The organism is Streptomyces bluensis (assembly GCF_014650715.1).
Classification (GTDB): domain Bacteria; phylum Actinomycetota; class Actinomycetes; order Streptomycetales; family Streptomycetaceae; genus Streptomyces; species Streptomyces bluensis.
In genome coordinates, this window is record NZ_BMVM01000013.1 from 33,715 (window position 1) to 51,858 (window position 18,144).

An 18,144-nucleotide genomic window follows, 5' to 3' on the forward strand; every position below is an offset into this window, starting at 1 on the left:
TGTGGCAGCGGCCGGGCGGCCCGGCGGAGTGCCGTGCGAGCACTGCCCCGCATGACAGATGTCATGTGAGGACGTGACAACGCCACACGGGGACATGGGGATTCGGCACTACTGACGCCGACTCATCCCCCCGAGCCTGAAGGCGTGGGGGCCACCGCACGGAGATTCCTGACGGAGACACCCCACACATCCCCCAGAGATCCCCGTAAGCGAGAGGAGAGCGTCATGCAGGCACCGAGGAGCGCGGCCATGCGGACGCGGAACGGCACCCGGCACGGCTGGTGGCGCTTCGCCCGCCACTACGTGGAGATGGTCGTCGCGATGGCCGTGGGAATGCTGGTCGTGGGCGCCGCGATACGCGGCGTGCTGGCGCTCGCGGACGTGGAGTTCTCCGCGTCGCGCCACCCCGTACCGGCCTCCCTGGAGATGGCGTTCGCCATGTCGGCCGGCATGGCCGTCTGGATGCGGCGACGCGGACACGGCTGGCCGAGCGTCCTTGAGATGTGCGGCGCGATGTTCGTTCCCACGCTCGCCCTCCTGCCGTTGCTCCGGCTGGGCGTCGTCGCCCCGGACTCCATGATCGTCCTGGAGCACCTCGCGATGCTTCCGCTGATGCTGCTCGTGATGCTCCGCCGCCGTGGCGAGTACGGCGTCTGACCGGGACAGGAGACCCGCCATGCCCGAGGAAACCCCTAGGGTCCGGAAGGACCCTGGGCCCAGTCGTCGAACTCCCGCCTGCCGCGCGACGCCCGCGACGCAGTCGTCCACCGCGTCCCGCTCCGCTGCCGCACCCGACCACTGGTCCCGCGCCCTGCTGCACCGCTGGCCCACGGCGCTGGCCCTCGCGCTCATGATCGCCCTCTTCGGGAGCGGCTCGGGGGACCTGAACGACACGGTCACCGGCTACGGGGAGCTTCTGCCCCTGCTGCCACTGCTGTACGTGGTCGTCGGCCAGACCGGAAGACCCGGGGTGACCTGGCCGGCGCTGGGCGCGGGGACGGTCGCCGTGCTCGCTCTCCAGGCACAGGACGTGCTCTCGCCGTCGCACGTCCTGGTGGGCGTGGCGCTGGCCGTGTTGCTCTGGGGCACGGTGCGCGGGGCCCCGCACGGGCGGGCGACCCTGGGCATCCAGGCCGCGGGAACGCTCGCCTTCGGCGCCTTCGCCCTGGCCGGCCTGGCGGTGGATCCGGAGCTGGGCCGCCATCTGGTGGCGGCGGGCTGGTTCCTCCACGGTGTCTGGGACCTCGCCCATCTGCTGCTCGCCCGGCTGGGCGGCGTCGTGGCCCGTACGTTCGCCGAGTGGTGCGCCGTCGTGGACGTACTGGTCGCCGTGGAGTTGGTGTTCCTGCGGTAGCCCGCCGCGGAGGCAGGGTGGTCACAGGGAACGGCTCAGGAGCGACAGCAGCGCCGTCCAATGGCGTTCGGTCGCCTCGGCGTCGTGCACGGCGGTGTCGGCCTGGGTGTAACCGTGCGCGGCGCCGGTGTAGACCTCGGTGCGGTGGCGGACGCCCGCCTCGGTGAGCGCCTTGTCGAGCCGGTCGATCTGCTCGGGTGGCAGGGAGTGGTCCTGGTCGGCGTGGCCGAAGTAGAGCTCGGCGGTGATGCGGTCGGCCAGCAGGTGCGGGCTGTCGGGTGCGTCGGTCGCCAGGCCTCCCCCGTGGAAGCAGGCCGCGGCGGCCACCCTCTCCGGGTAGGCCCCGGCGGTGCGCAGGGCCAGGCGGGCGCCCATGCAGTATCCGGTGATACCGACCGGGCCGTCGGTGGCCTCCGGGCGGTCCGCCAGCCAGTCGAGGTAGGCACCGGCGTCACGCGTGGCCAACTCCGGTGTGAGCGAGCGCAGGACCGGGGTGATCTGCTCCCAGAGGTTCGGGCGTTCCCGGGGGTCGATGAAGTCGGGCAGGTCGAACACGGGTGCCGGGCGGTGACGGTAGAACACGTTGGGCACGAGGACGGTGTAGCCGGCTCCGGCGAGGCGGTCGGCCATCTTCTTCAGGTGGGGCCGCAGTCCGAAGGCGTCCATGTAGAACAGCACCGCCGGGTGCGGGGAGTTGTCGTCGGGGAAGGCCAGGTAGGCGTCGGCCGTGCCGTCCGGGGTGGGGATGTCAACGGAGGTTCCGCGCACGGTGGTCATGGGTGCTTGCCCTCTCTTCCCTTGGACTGGTCGGGGTCCATGGGCGGACCCTAGTCCCTGGACGTGCGTCCCGCTGAGACGCTGAGGTGCCGCCGCCGGTCGGCGAGCCATTGACTTGCACTTAGCCGAATGCCTCAATGTAAACATTGAGACAACCGCTCATCCGCACCGCCCGGCAGCGTCCGGCCGCACCACACGAGTCCCCCAGGAAGGCAGTGCCATGACCGTTCTCGGCTCCCCGATCCCCCGGTTCCACCTGGCCATGCCGGTCGACGACCTGGCCGCCGCCCGCCGTTTCTACGGCGAGGTGCTGGGCCTGGAGCAGGGCCGCAGCGCGGACACCTGGGTCGACTGGAACCTGCACGGCCACCAGTTCGTCACCCACCTCGCGCCCGAGCGCGCCCACCGCGTTCACAACCCCGTCGACGGCCACGACGTCCCTGTGCCGCACTTCGGGCTGATCCTGACGATCCCCGCGTTCCACGAACTCGCCGAGCGACTGCGCGCGGCCGGAGTCGAGTTCGTCATCGAGCCCTATGTGCGCTTCGAGGGTCAGAAGGGCGAGCAGTGGACGATGTTCCTCCTCGACCCGGCCGGCAACGCCCTGGAGTTCAAGGCGTTCGTCGACGACTCCCAGGTCTTCGCCGCATGAGGGCGGTTTTCCCGAAGGGAACACAGGCACGCCCGATCCGCCCAGCGCCTCGGGTGGCAGTCGCCGGACGGGGACGGATCAGGCGTGCTCGCTGTGATGCTCGCTGTTCCGTTACGCCGCCTGCGGGTGCAGGAGGCGGGCCAGCAGGTCGTCCAGGGTGACCATGCCGGTGAGCCGGCCACCGTCGTCGCGCACCACGGCGAGGGACGCACGGCGCTGGCGCAGTTGCTCGATGGCATGGCCGACGGTGTCCCGCGCGGCCAGCTCCGGCACCGGCCGGGCGATGTCCCGCGCGGTCGCGGCGCGGCCTCGGCCCCGGCTCCGGGCGATCAGGACGTCACGGGCGTGGACCGAGCCCACGACCAGTGGGCCATCGCGTACCAGCAGGCGGCTGCGGTCGTACTCGGCCGCCGTGGCGAGGATGGTGTCGAGTCCGGCCTCCGCCGGTACCGAGATGATCTCGGCGGCCGGGATCTGGAGGTCACCCACCGGGGTCTGGGGCTCGGTGAGTGAGTTGGTGATCAGTTCGGAGTCGTCCTTGCTGATCAGGCCCAGACGTTCGGACTCCTCGACGAGATGGGTGAGCTGCTCGCGGTTGTGGACGGAGGTGAGCTCGTCGCGTGGGGTGACCCGGCACAGCCGGACCAGGCCGTTGCTCACCTTGTTGAGGACCCAGATCAGTGGGCGGACGGCCGCGACCACCCCACGGAAAGGCGGGGAGAGCAGCATCGCGGACCGCTCGGGGTGCGCGATGGCCCATGACTTCGGCGCCATCTCCCCGACCACCATGTGCAGGAACACCACCACGATCATGGCCAGGGCGAACGCGACACCGTAGCTGAGCGCGCTCGGCAGTCCCAGCTGGTGCAGCAGCGGGTCGAGTTCGTGGGAGATCGCGGGCTTGGACACCGAACCCAGGCCAAGGGTGCAGACCGTGATGCCGAGCTGGGCACCGGCCAGCATCAGCGACAGCTCGCGCATGCCGGCCAGGGCCGCCCTGGCGCCGCGCTGCCCCTCGGCCGCGGCCTTCTCCATACGGTGCCGCTTGGCCGCGACCAGCGCGAACTCGGCCGCGACGAAGAACCCGCTGCCGATCAGCAGCAGCACGGTGACGAAGAGCGCCATCGGGAAACTCATGCCTGCTCCTCCTCACGTTCCCTCACGGCCACCCGCTCCAGACGCACCCGCTCGGGCACGTGCCGGTCGAGGGTGCGCACGTCGATCACGGCACTTGCTCCGTCGGGCAGCTCCACGGTGAGCCGGTCGCCGACGGCCGGGAAACGGCCGAGCCGGTCCACGATCAGGCCGGCCACGGTGTCGTAGTCCTCCTCCTCGGGCAGTGCGATGCCGGTGACCTCGGCCACCTCGTCCAGGCGGCGTCCGGCGTCCACCAGCCAGCCACTGCCCTTGCCACTGCCACAGTCGCTGCCGCTGGCGCTGCCGTCCGGGACGGCGATCTCGGTGACGGTGTCGCTCTCGTCGGCGATGTCGCCGACCAGTTCCTCCGCGATGTCCTCGTACGTGACGATGCCCGCGACGCCGCCGTGCTCGTCGAGGACGACGGCGAACTCGTCGTCCCGCTCCCGCATCCGGTCCACCGCGTCCGGCAGCGGCAGCGTGTCGGGGAGCAGCAGTGGGCGGCGGGCGATCGCACCCGCCGTGGTGCCGGCGAAACCGTCGGCGGGCAGGCGCATCAGCTCGCGGACGCCCAGTACGCCGCTGACGTCGTCCGGATGGTCGCCGAGCACGGGGTAGTTGGAGTGGCCGTGCCGGGCGATCAGGTCGACCGCCTCGGCGGCGGAGGCGTCCTTGCGGACGAAGACGGCGTCGGCGCGCGGCACCATCACCTCGTCCAGCGTGCGGTCGGAGAACTCCAGCGCGTGGTCGAGCAGCTCGGCGGTGTCCTGGGGCAGCTGGCCCTGCTGGCGGGACTCGCCGATCAGGTGTCCGAGCTCCTCCAGGGAGGCGCCGTGATGCAGTTCCTCGACCGGCTCGATGCCGATCCTGCGCAGCAGTTTGTTGGCCGCGCCGTCGAAGACGTGGACGACCGCGCCGACGACCTTCAGATACGCCAGCGTCGAGGCGGCCAGTGACTTGGCCAGCCGCTCCGGTACCGCGAGGGCGAGGTTCTTCGGGGCCAGCTCGCCGAGCACCATCTGCACGAAGGTGGCCAGTACGAAGGCCAGCACGACGGAGATGCCGGAGACGGCACCGGCAGGGACCCCGATCCCGGTGAGGACCGGGTTGAGCAGCGCCGACACCGAGGGCTCGGCGATGAAACCGACGACCAGACCGGTGACGGTGATGCCGAGCTGGGCGCCGGACAGCATGAACGACAGCCGCTCCAGCACCTTCAGGGCGCGGGCGGCCCTCTTGTCGCCCGCTTCGGCCTCCCGCGCGAGGGCGAGGCGGTCGGCGGAGACATAGGCGAATTCCTGGGCGACGAAGTATCCGGTGCCGGCCGTCAGGACGAGCACGGCCAGCAGGCCCAGAGCGGCACTCATCGAACACCACCCCGCCACGTGCCATGGTCAGGAAAAGCCCGGCGGGGTGGTCGGGGACTGTGCCCCGAGGGGTCCGTCGTTCTGGCGGACAAAGGTGCGCTCCTTGCCGTCGGTCTGTTTCAGGACAACGCGCGTGTCGTCATGCACGTTCCCACGGCAGTCCTGTGCGAGCGCCGTGCGGTGCGCCCAGGACCGGACCGCCCGTCGCGGGGGCGCGCTCGGAGCGGTCCGGCCGGCACGTGGCGGCCGGCGCCGGGCCAGGCCGGGGAGCCGGCGACGGAGGGTGGGCACACCTCACCCCGGCGCAACCTCCCCGTGATTCTACACTCATGTAGAAATCCTTCCGCGGAGGGGTGCGGAGGGGCGGCGACACACACCGAGCGCCGTGCGGTGCGCCCAGGACCGGAACGCCCGTCGCGGGGGCGCGACGCCGTCCTCCACACCCGCCGCGACCAAGATCCAGACGGGCTGCTCGGGCGGCATGACGGCTATCGCGGCAAGGTGACCTTCGAGAACCGCCGTATCGACGGGGGCGCCATCCAGGGGGCGGATCCTGCTACGCCTCTCGCCGCACCTGAGGGAACCCTCGGCCGACGCCTACGCGACCGCGGTCGGCGCCTCCGCGCTCCTCAGGTCGACGGCTGATCCGGACTCCGGGGCCGTATGAGCCGGCCTGGGTCCGGCTGTCCCCGGCTCACAGCGGCGTGGCGGCGTAGAGGATGAAGAACATGGTCACGGCGGAGTTCGCGGACGACATCGCGGACACGGCCGTACCCGCCGCCGCACCCCACGCCGCCAGCCCCACCGAGGTGAACACCGAGGGCCAGCTCCGCACCGCGGGAGCCGGTCCGAGGAGGGCCGCCACCCGGCGCGGCACCGGCCCCGGCATGGCGAAGCCCGCGAGCGAGGACACCGGAGTGCCGCGGGAGACCAGGGCCGCCTTGCCGATCGCCTGGGCCACGGTCCGGCGGCTGCCGACGGCCTGGGCCGCGATCTCGTCCGCCCACCGCTCCGCCGTGTACGACACGGCCGTCCGCAGCGGACGCAGGAACGGGTTGGCGCGGGCGGCGAGCTGGACGGCGAGTAGGAAGCGGTGGTGCCGGGCGGCCAGGTGCGCCCGTTCGTGGGAGAACAGCGCCCGCCGCTCAGCCGGTTCCAGGCAGTCCAGCAGGGCGGTGGTCACCACCACACGGCCCCGGCGGCCTCCGGGCAGGGCGTACGCGTAGGGCACGTCGTCCGGGAGCACGGCCACCTCCGTGCCCGGCAGCCCGGCCAGCGCCCGGTGAGCACGGCGACGGACCCGGCCGTGCCGCCACAGCGCCCGCGCAGAGGCCACGAGCACCGCGCACAACGCGGGGATCGCCGCCTTGCCGACCACCTCGTCGTACGGCACCGCCGCGCGCACCTCGGGGTCAGACCAGCCGTCCGGCAGCGGGTTGCCGGGCAACTGGGCGGTGCCGACCACCATCACGAGCCCCAGGCACACCGTGCTGCACGTCGCCATCACTCCGGCCACCGCGGTCAGCAGACGCGTCGCGGTCCTCGGATGCAGATGCTGCTCGGCCAGCCGCGCGATCGGCCACGCCGTCAACGGCAGTACCAGCGGCAGAAAGACGAAGACCCCCATGAGGCGTCAGTCTTCCCCCTGGCCACGCGAATGACCCAGCAGTCCGCGCAGCAGCCGTTCGTCGTCCGGCCCCAGTCCCGTCACGAAGCTCGCCAGCACCGCCTCGCGGTCGCTCTCGCCGTCGAGCACCTTGCGCATCTTGTGTGCGGCGAGTCCGGCCTGGTCGGAGGCCGGGGTCCATACGAAGGACCGGCCGACGCGTTCCCGGGTGACCGCCCCCTTGGCCAGCAGCCGGGTCAGGATCGTGATCACCGTCGTATAGGCCAGATCGCCGCCCAGACGCTCCTGCACCCAGCCCGCCGTCGCCGGCCCCTCCGCCTCACGCAGCGCCGACAGGACCAGCGCCTCCAGCTCACCCTGTCCCCGCCGGGAACGCTGCCGGTGCTCCGTCACGCCCTGTCTCCCTTCCGCCGCCGCCGGTTTCCCGACCGGACATCGTATAGACGCCCGGAACCATTCAACGCCACCCGACGAAGACCCCGTCAGCCGCCACCCGACCACCGACCCACGTGCGGCACGCCGACCCCCGCGCGACCGTGCCCTCTACCGCTTCCTCTACAGTGCTGTAGATTCTAAATCAGGGTCCGGGGCGCGGGCCCCGACTGCACAGAACACGAAGGAGTACGCCGTGGGAGTTTCCCTGTCCAAGGGCGGCAACGTCTCGCTCAGCAAGGAGGCGCCCGGCCTGACCGCCGTCCTGGTCGGCCTCGGCTGGGACGTGCGCACCACCACCGGCACCGACTACGACCTCGACGCCTCCGCGCTGCTGCTCGACGCCTCCGGCAAGGTGCTCTCCGACCAGCACTTCATCTTCTACAACAACCTCAGGAGCCCGGACGGTTCGGTCGAGCACACCGGCGACAACCTCACCGGCGAGGGCGAGGGCGACGACGAGTCCGTCAAGGTGAACCTCGCCGCCGTGCCCGCCGAGGTCGACCGGATCGTCTTCCCGGTCTCCATCCACGACGCCGAGAACCGCGGCCAGAGCTTCGGCCAGGTCCGCAACGCCTTCATCCGCGTCGTCAACCAGGCCGGCGGCACCGAGATCGCCCGCTACGACCTGTCCGAGGACGCCTCCACCGAGACCGCGATGGTCTTCGGCGAGCTCTACCGGAACGGCGCCGACTGGAAGTTCCGCGCCGTCGGACAGGGCTACGCCTCCGGACTGGCCGGCATCGCCGCCGACTTCGGCGTCAACGTCTGACGCCGGACCGCTCACGCCGCCGGGCCGTCACGCCGACGGCGGCCCGGCGGCGTGCACCCGGCACGACCCGCCCCCACCGAAGCCCGACCGGTGCGACCGCCGACCGACCAACCAGGAGACCTCGTGGCCCCAGGGCGTGTTTCGAAAGTCCCGCCTGCCGCCCGACGCCCGGCACGAGGCCCGCACCGCCTCCGCCCCGAGGACCGAGCGGACTTCGAAGCCCTGCTGCACCTGGCGCTCAGCACCCAGGACATCCGCAGCGCCCTGCTCGCCGACCCCAGCGGCCAGGCATCCGGGCGCCTGCGTGCCCAGGCGCTCGACGCGGCCGACGAGATCACGGCGGCGGCCGGAGAGGCGTACGGCGCCTATCTCGCCGTACGCGCGGCAGCCCGGGACACCACGCCCCGCCCGACGCCCCACGGCACCCTGCTGCCCGCCCTCGCCGTGCTCACGCCGCTCGTGGCGGCCACCTCCGCCGCGGTGCTGCTGCTCCTCGGGCATGTCTTCCGGCTCGCGCACGTCTCCGGTCCGTTGCCCGGCTCGCTCGTCACCGCGGGCTGGGTGCTGGCGCTCGTCGCGGCCGTGAGCGCCCTCGTCGCCCTCGCCGCGCTGGTGAGCACGGGCATACGCCGACGTGGGGGCCCGCCGTCCGACGCGCGCCTGGAGCAGGCCCGTCTGGCCTGGCACCAGGCGCTGCTCGGCCAAGGGCTGCTGCCCCATCTGCGCCGCTGCGTCAAAGAGGACCCGTTCCTCCACGCCGCGCCACCGGCATAGCCGCCCCTGGTCAGCCACACTGGTCAACCACACCGGTCAGCCGGCCCACGGACCCCGACGGCACGCAGGCCACGAACGACCACGCACCCCCACACCCATCGCCTCACCGCACCCGCTGCACACACGCAAGGAGACACCCCCCATGTCGGTCAACCTGAACAAGGGCCAGCAGATCAGCCTGAGCAAGTCCGACGGCACCGCCCTGACCTCCGTCCGCATGGGCCTGGGATGGAAGGCCGCCCCCCGCAAGGGCTTCCTCGCCAAGCTCACCGGAGGCGGCGACATCGACCTGGACGCCTCCGCCGTGCTCATCGCAGGCGGACAGCCGACCGATGTCGTCTTCTTCCAGCACCTGGTCAGCGACGACGGTTCGGTCCGGCACACCGGCGACAACCTCACCGGCGGGGCCGGCGCCGGAGGCGACGACGAGTCGATCCTCGTCGACCTGGCCCGCGTCCCCGCACACGTCGACCAGATCGTCTTCACCGTCAACTCCTTCACCGGCCAGACCTTCGCCGAGGTGCAGAACGCCTTCTGCCGCCTGGTCGACGAGACCACCGGAACGGAGCTCGCCCGCTACACCCTCACCGGAGGCGGCAGCCACACCGCCCAGATCATGGCCAAGGTCCACCGCACCGGCGGCGGCTGGCAGATGAAGGCCATCGGCGAACCCGCCACCGGCCGCACCTTCCAGGACCTGCTCCCGGCCATCGCACCCCACCTGTAAGCGCCGCGAGCGCCGCGCCGAGCAGCAGAGGCGGCGCCCTCCACCACGGTTCACAGACCGAGACGGCGTTACCGCCGCCCCGGACACCCGATACGCTCGCGCCATGCCCGGCCCGGGCCAAGGAGAAGACAGGACCAGCATGTTCGGACTGAGCGAACTCGCCATCATCCTCATCGTCGTCATACTCGTCCTCGGCGCCAAGAAGCTCCCCGACCTGGCCCGTTCAGCCGGGAAGTCGGCGCGCATCCTCAAGGCCGAGGCGCGGGCGATGAAGGAGGAGCAGGCCGCGCACGAGCAGACCACGCACGCGGATCAGGCGGACCGGACAGCGCCCCGCGTCCTCCAGGGCGAGATCATCCCGCCGGGAAGCAGCGCCACCACCGACACCGGCCAGTCCGCCGCGCCCCGCACCCCTGCGCAGGGCACCGAGCACTCACGGCCACAGGCCTGACCCCCCTTCACGGCGGGTCATGACAGGCGGTGTCCGATCCCGCGTGGAGCGGTGTCACGCCGGGCGTGATCGTCCTTCGCGACCGGGATCCTGGGGCACATGGTCCTCCGGTTCCGCGTCGGCCGGTTCGGTCAGGAAGGCCCCAGGCAGCCAGTGGGCCGCGGCGCACACGCACACCCCGAGCCAGCCGGCGGCGAACAACCAGCCGCCGATGACATCGGTGAACCAGTGCACACCGAGGTAGACACGGGTCAGCCCGACCATCACGCCCCAGCAGCCGACGGCGACGCGCAGGGCCGTGCCGCCACGCGGCGCGCGCAGGGTGAGCGCGACGATGAGCAGACCGGCCGTCAGCGCCGCCGTGGTGCTGTGCCCCGAGGGGAACGCCCAGCCGCTCGCGTGCGCCGTCCAGGCCTCCTGCGGCGGGCGCGGCCGGTGCACGAGCTCCATCACTCCGTACCGCAGGGCCTGCCCGGCGCCCAGGCAGGCGAGGCAGAACGCCACGGCGATCAGCCGTTGCCGCACGGTGCGCCCGGCCAGGGCACCGGCCAGCGCGACGAGGACGTACGGAACGGCGCCCGTGCCGGTGGCGGTCACGCCACGTGCCAGGGCCAGCATCGTCTCGGGACGGTGGCCGACGGCCCAGGTGAGCAGGCCGGGGTCGGGCCAGAGGGGCTGGCCGGCGCCGGCCACGACGGTCATGGCCAGCACCGCGAACGCCGTCCATGCGCCAAGGCCGGTGCTGCCGGCCAACTCGGCGACGTCCCTGCGGTTCACGAGGCCGGCAGGAGCGGACGCAGCGGGGTGGCGGTCATGAGGCGGACCAGCGTCCGCGCCCGTCTGCGCACCAGGACCATCAGACCGAGGGCAACGCATCCGCCCACGGCCATCCCGGTCGCCACATCGTGCGGATAGTGCACGCCGACCCACACCCTGGAGGCCGCCATCGCGACCGCGGCCACGACCGCCATGGCGCCCAGTTGGCGCGAGACGAACAGCAGCGCCACGGCCGCCGCCACGGCGATCGCCGCGTGGTTGCTGGGGAACGACCAGTCGCCGGGTGCCGGACACGCCTCCAGCGTCCGCACCCGCAGGCTCCGGCAGGGCCGGTCCTCGCGCACCACCAGCTTCAGCAGGGCGTCCACGCCGTACGCCGCGACCACGGCCAACGGAACCGCCAGCGCCGTCACCGCCGCCACGGCACCCGCACGCCGGGCCCGCCACCACCCCAGCACCATGAGCAGGGCGAACACCACAAGCCCGTACGAGGACCACGCCGCCACGGCGGCATCCAGCCAGCCGGGCGAACGCCGCGCCAGGTCCAGCACGTCCCGGTAGACGGAACCGTCGATCGACGCCCCGTCGAACGCGAGGATCATCCGCGGGCCTCCTTCCACCGGGCACCGAGCGGGTTCATCGCCCGAGGCGACGATGGGGCCACGAGTGTGGTCATCGGCGTGAGTCCCTTCCTTGCGGATGGCCGGCTACACGGCACCTGGCCGACTACAACCCTGTACACGGTCTACGGCTGGCCGCGCTGCGGGCTGCCGGTACACCGCTCACCCGGGCCCAGATTCACCCGGACGACCGTGACCACGATCTTTCCGGCTGCACGAGAAGGGCACCCCTGGAGTGAGAGCGGCAGGGCCGCGGCCACGCTTGGCGGCCCATGGATGACCCGCACGGCCGAGCAGTACGCCGTCGAGTTCCAGAAGGCGAAGGCGGCCGGAAGTCGCGGTGCAGCGGGACGAGGTGCTGGCCGACCTCCAGGCGGAGGAACCCCCGTGCCGGCGGCTGAAGACGCTGTTGGCAAGCCCTACCAGACGCGAGTCTGCCCCTGACACATGGCCAGGGGCAGACTCAACGACTCGCCAGGCGAGCCCTGACCGACGGCGAAGCCGACAAACGCGGTCCAGGCCGCGGCATCGATCGCAACGCCACGGCGGGACAGGTCCTTGGAGTCGCGTACGTGGACGAGGTGAGGTCGGACGGCGACCTCGATGCACTCCCCACCCGAACCTGTGCTGTAACTGCTCTTGAACCAAGCCGACGCAGGCACAGCAGCGGTGGACTTCTCGGCGTTCATCGTTGCGCGTCGAGGTCACCGACACCGCACCGAACGCGTACCGCTACTCACGTCCCACGAGCCACCCTGGGACGAGGAGTCGGGCCGAGACCTGCTCATCGTGGCGCGGCTGGCGTCGCGTGGGGCGGTGGCGCCTCGCGTCAACGGGCCCGGCAAGAACGTGGCAGAGCTGTGGCTGCCCGGAGAGACACGCGTACCGCCTCCGATCGGCCGCTTTCCCGCCAACGCCTGACGGGTTTTCGGAAACGCGCCCACCTGTTGTCAGTGGCGCCCGCTAACCTCAGCCGCTCATGCCTCTGTCAGAAGCACGGCAGACCAAGGGGAAGCGTTGTGACCACCATGCCCGAGCACCGGACCGGGTACCGGATCTCGATCGTCGACGAGGACCCGTTGCGCGCACGTAAGGAAGCGCGCGAGCTGCTCGCCGAGGTCGCCGCTGTCGACCCGGGGGCCGCGTTGGACGTTCCCCGGCGGGGCGTGGCGGTCGGCGCCACGGACAAGGGCGGGCTGTCAGCCGACACCATCGGGGTGGTGATCAGCGCCGGTTCACTGGTCGCCGCCGGGGTGCAGCTATGGCTGGCACGCATACCGCAGCGGACGATCATCGTGAAGCGACCGGACGGCGCCACCCTGCACATCACCGGGAAGCAAGCCCGCGAGGACGACGACCGGATCGGACGGTTCCTCGCGGGCGGCGGTGAGGCGCCTCGCCACACGGACGACGACGGCCACGGCGAAACACCCACGGCGGGCTGAGCGCGCATGACCGACAACGACCGGTTCGCCATGCTCGTCGGCGTGTCCACGTACGACAGCGACGCGTACCACGACCTGCCGCCCGTGCGCGCCGACCTGCACTACATGCGGGCGGTGCTGCAGAACACCGAGATCGGCATGTACAACGACTGCGCGATGGTCCCCGAACCGACGCGCGCGGAGATGCTGCATGCCATCGAGACGTTCCTTGAGGCGCGGCAGCCCAGCGAGACCGCCCTGCTGTACTTCAGCGGGCACGGGGAGTTCTGCGAAGACGACAACCAGCTGTACTTCCTGACGCGCGACTCCACCCCCGACGATCTGCCGGGGACGGCGGTCCCGGCGGAGTTCCTGGAGCGGATGCTCCAGTCGTGCCGGGCGTCCTCGAAGCTGGTGCTGCTTGACTGCTGCTCCAGCGGTTCCGTCGTACAGGGATGGACCGCGAAGGGCCCCGCGGAGGAACCCGCACGGCCCGCGCCGAGCACCCTGCTGCGGCCGACCGGCGTGTACTTCATCACCGCCTCCGACGCCCTCCAGTCCGCCTCCGCGATGGCGCCACCCGGGTCGGGCCTCGGCACGTCCCGGTTCACCGGGGAGATCGTGGAGGGGCTGCGCAACGGGCGGATCAAGGGCGGCGGCTGGATCACACCGGACGACCTCTTCGACTACCTGACCGCGCAGATGACACGCGACGGTGTGCCGGAGGAGCAGCGTCCCACCAAGTCAACGATCAGGGCTACCAGGAGCCTTCCCTTCGCCCGGTCGGTGGCGCGCCCGGTGCACATCCCGGCGCTGCCCCGCGATGCGGCCGAGGCCGCCCGGCGCTCCCCCGCCCTGTTGAAGGCCCGGGAACTGGCCGCGCTGGACGCGCGGGACGGCGTCGACTGGCAGCGGCTGTTGCGGTACTACGCGCACTGCCTCACCGCGCAGGCGGCGGCCGGCATGCGGCCCGACCGTGACAGCGGGCGCGACACGAAGTACTTCCTGCTGGGCCAGGGCGAGGAGACCATCCAGTCGGGCCGGGGCTCCACCTTTCCCGCTCCCGGGAAGCTGCCGAGGTCGCAGGGCAGGTCAGCCGGTGCGGACGGAGGTGACGCGGGGGCGCAGCAGGAGTACTGGTACGGCTATCCGGCGATCACGCTGCCCGTGCGGGACGGCGGGGCCCGGGGGCGTCGTACGGCGGTGGAGGTGGCGCCGCTGCTCATCCAGCAGATGGAACTGGCTCCGGACGAGGAGGGCCGCGACGTGCTCCGGCCCAGTGGTGTGCCGTCGCTGCACACCGGTGTCGTCTCGGAACTGCTGGACGCGGGCGACGCGGCTGACCTCGTCGCACGCTGGCAGCCGTCCTGGCAGGAGGGCAACGACGCGCAGATGCTGCTCGCCGTACGGGAGTTGCTGGAGGAGCTGGGGCTGCCGGAGCTGGAGCCGCTCGACCCGTCCGCGCTCAGCGAGCGGACGGTGATGCAGGCGCTGCGACCCGGCGCGCACAACGCGGCCGTGCTGCTGGTGCCTTCGGGTGTGGAGGCCATCGCCACCCAGGCCCTCGTGGACAACCTGCTCCAGATGTCGACATGGACCGGGCAGATCCCTGGCACCGCCCTGGACGCGCTGCTGAGCGGCGGTGAGGGCCGTGCACGAGGCGCGTCCGCCGCCATGGTGGCTCCAGGGCCGTGCAACGAGAGCCAGGAACTGGTGATCTCCTCGGCGATGACGCGGCCCCTGACGGTGGCGACCGGGCCGCCCGGGACGGGCAAGAGCGAGGTCGTCACGGCCGTCGTCACCACCTGTGTCGCCGCCGGGCAGTCCGTGCTGGTCGCCTCGACGAACAACGAGGCCGTGAACGTCGTCGCCGAACGCTGCGACGACATCGCGCCGGGCCTGCTGATGCGCACGGGCAACGCCGAGGCGCTGGAACGGGAGGCGGCGAAGCTGGAGCGGCTGCTCGGCGAGCCCGCCGAGGCTCCGCGGCGCGGGTCGGCCACTGTGGGCGGGCAGTTGCGCAGTACCCGCGAGACAGCCGACGGTCAGCGCGCTGAGGCCGCGCGCTGGGTCGGTGAGGAAGGGCGGCTGCTGGAGCTGCTCCGGGAACGGGAGGAGCGGGCGGCGGCGCTGGAGCTGCCGCTGCCGCTCCTGGAAGGGGTCTGGGCGGCCGACGAGGACGGCGTGGCCGCTCTGGAGCGCTGGGAGGACAGGGCTCGAAAGGTGGCCGACGCCCGGTGGTGGCTGCTCAGCCGGTGGCGTCGGGGGCGGGCGCTGGCCGAGCTGGTCTCGGCTGGGGCCGATGCCCCGTACAGGGACGACCGGCCGGACCGGCCGTCGTGGCCGAAGTGGGCGACCTCTCGGCCGGTGCCACCCGGGCTGCTGGAGTCGCTGGCGGACGCGGTGGCCGTGGAGCGGGAGGTGCGGGAGCTCGTGCCCCGGCACGTGGGCTGGGACGAGGAAGAGCTGAAGCAGTCGCGGCTTGCGACCGCCGGCTCGCTGTCCGAACTGTCGGCAGAGCTGTCCCGGGCAGTGTCCGCCGAGGCGCTGACAAGGGCACGCGGCCTCATGGGGCAGCGGCTCCAGGCGCTGCGCGGCCGCTCGGGCTACCAGCGGAGCCAGAAGAACCTAATGGCGCACATCAAGGGGTGGGCCATCAGCACCCACTCGGTGCGGCAGCTGGAACTCACCCCGAAACTGTTCGACCTCGTCGTCATCGACGAGGCGAGCCAGTGTTCCATCCCCTCGGTCCTGCCGCTGCTGTTCCGGGCGCGCCGGGCGCTGATCATCGGCGACCCGATGCAGCTGGGGCACATCCCCGGCGTGTCACCGCAGCAGGAACAGCAGGCGCGGGTCAGGGCCGGGCTGAGCGCGGCACAACTGGAGGACCACCGGCTCACGTACCACGTGTACTCCTCGTACCACGCCGCCGAGCAGCATGGCGATTCCGCACTGCTCCTCGACGAGCACTACCGCTGCCACCCGCGGATCGCCGACGTCGTCAACGGCTATTGCTATGCGGGCCAGTTGCAGGTACTCACCGACGTACGGCGGCAGATGCCGGCGGTCGACCCTATGGGGGCGACCGATCCTGCGCCCGTGCTGGGCTGGGTCGATGTACAGCACGGCGACTCGGCACGGGGCGGCGACGGAAGGTCCTGGCGGAACGCGGCGGAGGCGGAGGCCGTACGGCGAGTGGTGGACGAACTGCTGGAGCGGCTGCCGCAGGAAGCGACCGTGGGGGTGGTCACGCCATTCCGGGCGCAGAAGGAGGCACTGGCGCGGTTGTGGCGCGACGACGACCGTGTCCGGGTCGGCACGGTGCACGCCTTCCAGGGCGGTCAGCGCGACGTGATGGTGCTGAGCCCGGTGGCCACGCACAACACCCCGCCGAGGACGACCCACTGGGTCGCGAGCCAGGTCAACCTGTGGAACGTGGCGGTGACCCGGGCCAAGTCGCAGCTGATCACCGTGGGCGGTCACGCGTTCTGGCAAGGGCAGAGCGGTCTGCCGACCCTGCTGGCGGGACGCTCGGTGCCGCTGGGGGCGGAGACGGGTGAGGACGGCGGGCCGATGGCGACGGCCGCCTCGGTGACCGGGTTCCGCGAGGAGCTCGCCGACCGGCTCCAGCAGTACCTCGCCGAGCGCGGGATCACCGACCTGGAACGGGCGGCGGTGATCGGCGGACACCCGGTGGACCTGCTGTTCACCGAGGCCGGGGAGAACACGGCGGTGTTGATCGACCCCGGCCCGCCACCCCACGGCGACCCGGCACGGCACCTGCGGCTGACCCACGCGCGGGGCGACTTGCTGACCGGGCTGCCGTCCGGGGGCTACGGCGCGAAGGCGTGCCCGGTGGGCCGGACGGTGCGCGTTCCGGCGTGGCGAATCATGGCGGGCGAGGAGGTGCTGGCGCCGCTGTTCGACTGAGCCGGGCAGGGGCAGGGCTCCGCCATGTGGGCCGGGGCCGGGCCGGTTCAGGTACTGGGCAGGGACCGGACCACATACGTCATGTGCTGCGCGCTGCCTGCCCAGAGCCACTGGGTGTGGTTGCCGGAGCCTTCGCCGTCCGTCATTGGTCCGTCGGCGCAGTCGCGCAGCCAGGTCTCTCCGGCGCTCGCGGTCGCTCCCCGGAAGTCGGGCAGATCACGGATCCGGCGCGCGGCGACCCGGATGCTCGCCGTACGGTCGGGTCCCGCGTTCAGCATCTTGCACAGCACGAACGAGCGGTCGGTGGTGTAGCGGAGTACGCCCCAGGGCGGCCCTCCGCCACCCGGCTCCGTGGCTAGGGCCCCAGGAGCCTGCACCCCGTAGTCGCCGTATCCGAGCCGTGAAAGGGGTCCCCTGCGGGCCGCGCGAATCTCGTGCCACATGTCCCAGTCGGCGCGGGGCTCGTCGTGCGGGTCCCCCAACTGCAGCATGTCATCCGTGACTTGGGGGAACGCCCCACCGAGTACGGCGACAGTCCGCCAGTTGTCGGTCAGGGCTACCAGCGCGTCCAGGGCACGCAGCGCCTCCTTTCCCGCATCGGGGCGGCCGGGCAGGACGCTGCCCAGGTCCAGCAGCAGATCAACGGGCACGTCCCGATCGACTCGGGCCAGCAGTCCGGCAACGGCCTCGGCGGTGTCGCCGTCCCACTCCCCCGGCATGCGGACGCGGACACCGACTCCACAGCCGCAGCGGCGGGCAGCCTCCACCGCGGCCGTCTGCTGGGCCTCGCTCCGCTCCGGCCCGGTCACCGGGCGCAGCAAACGGGAGAGCGTGGTGTACTCGCCCAGAATCTTGGCGAGCGCCGACATCTGCGCGGTCTCGGCGAACGGGGCGTCCATCCAGCCCGGATGACGCCGGTGCGCGCCCCTCACCCGGCGCAGTTCCTTCTGCCAGTGGGCCTTCTCCAGCTCCGCCGGAGCCATCCCGGGAGAGGGCGGGAGGTTCCAGAGGGGCGCGATCGCCGCCTGGATGTCGGGCCGGAGACGTTCATAGGCCATTCGGGCATGCTGCCGGACGGGCAGAACGGGAACGTAGAGCGGTTCGGACATCGCGGCTCCCCCTCGGCAGTGCCCGCGCGCTTTCCCTTCCCGTCAGGGTCCGCGGACATCAGGGCAGGTGAAAAGAGAGCCTTTTAGGCCCGAATGGCCGAAGTATGCAAGGACCTGGTGGCGGTGTGACGCACGTTGCACTCTTCGTGGTGCTCGGCGGTCGGACGCGCCAGGGGGACGGCTCACATGGGCAACTGAGCGGCACTCAGCGGCC

At 71.9% G+C, this 18,144-nt stretch carries 17 protein-coding genes and 1 pseudogene; 9 read left to right on the forward strand and 9 right to left on the reverse strand.

Annotation, left to right across the window (positions count from 1 at the left end):
* The first annotated feature begins 225 nt into the window (after positions 1–225).
* The gene (locus IE262_RS27665; protein ID WP_189877513.1) at positions 226–657 is read left to right on the forward strand and encodes a hypothetical protein; all 432 of its coding nucleotides are present in this window, start codon (positions 226–228) and stop codon (positions 655–657) included.
* 19 nt (positions 658–676) lie between these two features.
* On the forward strand, positions 677–1,354 hold the full coding sequence (locus IE262_RS27670; protein ID WP_229877530.1) for a hypothetical protein: 678 nt from the start codon (positions 677–679) through the stop codon (positions 1,352–1,354).
* Between the two features lie 21 nt (positions 1,355–1,375).
* Here the strand turns inward: IE262_RS27670 and IE262_RS27675 are convergent, their stop codons facing one another.
* Positions 1,376–2,131 carry a dienelactone hydrolase family protein gene (locus IE262_RS27675; protein WP_189877515.1) on the reverse strand — a complete coding sequence of 252 codons (756 nt, stop codon included), beginning with the start codon at positions 2,129–2,131 and terminating at the stop codon, positions 1,376–1,378.
* Positions 2,132–2,351: 220 nt separating this feature from the next.
* Here IE262_RS27675 and IE262_RS27680 point away from each other — a divergent pair, with 220 nt between their 5' ends.
* Positions 2,352–2,783 carry a VOC family protein gene (locus IE262_RS27680; RefSeq protein ID WP_134040611.1) on the forward strand — a complete coding sequence of 144 codons (432 nt, stop codon included), beginning with the start codon at positions 2,352–2,354 and terminating at the stop codon, positions 2,781–2,783.
* A 111-nt stretch (positions 2,784–2,894) separates the two neighbouring features.
* Here IE262_RS27680 and IE262_RS27685 read toward each other — a convergent pair whose 3' ends face one another.
* From IE262_RS27685 to IE262_RS27700, 4 genes are all read right to left on the reverse strand, one after another.
* Positions 2,895–3,920 (reverse strand): hemolysin family protein, encoded by a 1,026-nt coding sequence (locus tag IE262_RS27685; protein ID WP_189877517.1) that lies wholly within the window; start codon positions 3,918–3,920, stop codon positions 2,895–2,897.
* Entirely contained in the window at positions 3,917–5,287 is a 1,371-nt protein-coding gene (locus IE262_RS27690) for a hemolysin family protein (RefSeq protein WP_189877520.1), read from the reverse strand. Before IE262_RS27690 ends, IE262_RS27685 begins: the two co-directional genes overlap by 4 nt.
* A gap of 694 nt (positions 5,288–5,981) precedes the next feature.
* Positions 5,982–6,914, reverse strand: a complete 933-nt coding sequence (locus IE262_RS27695; protein WP_189877522.1) for a M56 family metallopeptidase — start codon at positions 6,912–6,914, stop codon at positions 5,982–5,984.
* A gap of 6 nt (positions 6,915–6,920) precedes the next feature.
* Positions 6,921–7,307, reverse strand: a complete 387-nt coding sequence (locus tag IE262_RS27700) for a BlaI/MecI/CopY family transcriptional regulator (RefSeq protein ID WP_189877524.1) — start codon at positions 7,305–7,307, stop codon at positions 6,921–6,923.
* A gap of 235 nt (positions 7,308–7,542) precedes the next feature.
* Here IE262_RS27700 and IE262_RS27705 point away from each other — a divergent pair, with 235 nt between their 5' ends.
* The 4 genes from IE262_RS27705 to tatA all read left to right on the forward strand — a co-directional run bounded on the left by IE262_RS27705 (position 7,543) and on the right by tatA (position 10,070).
* A complete protein-coding gene (locus IE262_RS27705) occupies positions 7,543–8,118 on the forward strand; it encodes a TerD family protein (protein ID WP_134040606.1) in 576 nt (191 codons plus the stop codon).
* Positions 8,119–8,241: 123 nt separating this feature from the next.
* The gene (locus IE262_RS27710; RefSeq protein ID WP_229877531.1) at positions 8,242–8,892 is read left to right on the forward strand and encodes a hypothetical protein; all 651 of its coding nucleotides are present in this window, start codon (positions 8,242–8,244) and stop codon (positions 8,890–8,892) included.
* A gap of 142 nt (positions 8,893–9,034) precedes the next feature.
* Entirely contained in the window at positions 9,035–9,619 is a 585-nt protein-coding gene (locus IE262_RS27715; RefSeq protein WP_134040605.1) for a TerD family protein, read from the forward strand.
* A gap of 139 nt (positions 9,620–9,758) precedes the next feature.
* Entirely contained in the window at positions 9,759–10,070 is a 312-nt protein-coding gene (gene tatA, locus IE262_RS27720; protein ID WP_189877525.1) for a Sec-independent protein translocase subunit TatA, read from the forward strand.
* A gap of 54 nt (positions 10,071–10,124) precedes the next feature.
* Here the strand turns inward: tatA and IE262_RS27725 are convergent, their stop codons facing one another.
* The 3 genes and pseudogenes from IE262_RS27725 to IE262_RS27735 form a co-directional block, all read right to left on the reverse strand.
* The gene (locus tag IE262_RS27725) at positions 10,125–10,847 is read right to left on the reverse strand and encodes a phosphatase PAP2 family protein (protein ID WP_189877527.1); all 723 of its coding nucleotides are present in this window, start codon (positions 10,845–10,847) and stop codon (positions 10,125–10,127) included.
* The gene (locus IE262_RS27730) at positions 10,844–11,449 is read right to left on the reverse strand and encodes a phosphatase PAP2 family protein (RefSeq protein WP_189877529.1); all 606 of its coding nucleotides are present in this window, start codon (positions 11,447–11,449) and stop codon (positions 10,844–10,846) included. Before IE262_RS27730 ends, IE262_RS27725 begins: the two co-directional genes overlap by 4 nt.
* A gap of 512 nt (positions 11,450–11,961) precedes the next feature.
* Positions 11,962–12,156, reverse strand: a pseudogene (locus IE262_RS27735) (DUF397 domain-containing protein); the annotation flags it as partial.
* A gap of 339 nt (positions 12,157–12,495) precedes the next feature.
* Here IE262_RS27735 and IE262_RS27740 point away from each other — a divergent pair.
* Positions 12,496–12,912 (forward strand): effector-associated constant component EACC1, encoded by a 417-nt coding sequence (locus IE262_RS27740; RefSeq protein WP_189877697.1) that lies wholly within the window; start codon positions 12,496–12,498, stop codon positions 12,910–12,912.
* A gap of 6 nt (positions 12,913–12,918) precedes the next feature.
* Complete coding sequence (locus tag IE262_RS27745) at positions 12,919–16,821, forward strand: caspase, EACC1-associated type (protein WP_189877534.1); 3,903 nt, start codon at positions 12,919–12,921, stop codon at positions 16,819–16,821.
* Between the two features lie 47 nt (positions 16,822–16,868).
* Here IE262_RS27745 and IE262_RS27750 read toward each other — a convergent pair whose 3' ends face one another.
* The gene (locus IE262_RS27750) at positions 16,869–17,930 is read right to left on the reverse strand and encodes a beta family protein (RefSeq protein WP_189877536.1); all 1,062 of its coding nucleotides are present in this window, start codon (positions 17,928–17,930) and stop codon (positions 16,869–16,871) included.
* Positions 17,931–18,144: the final 214 nt, after the last annotated feature.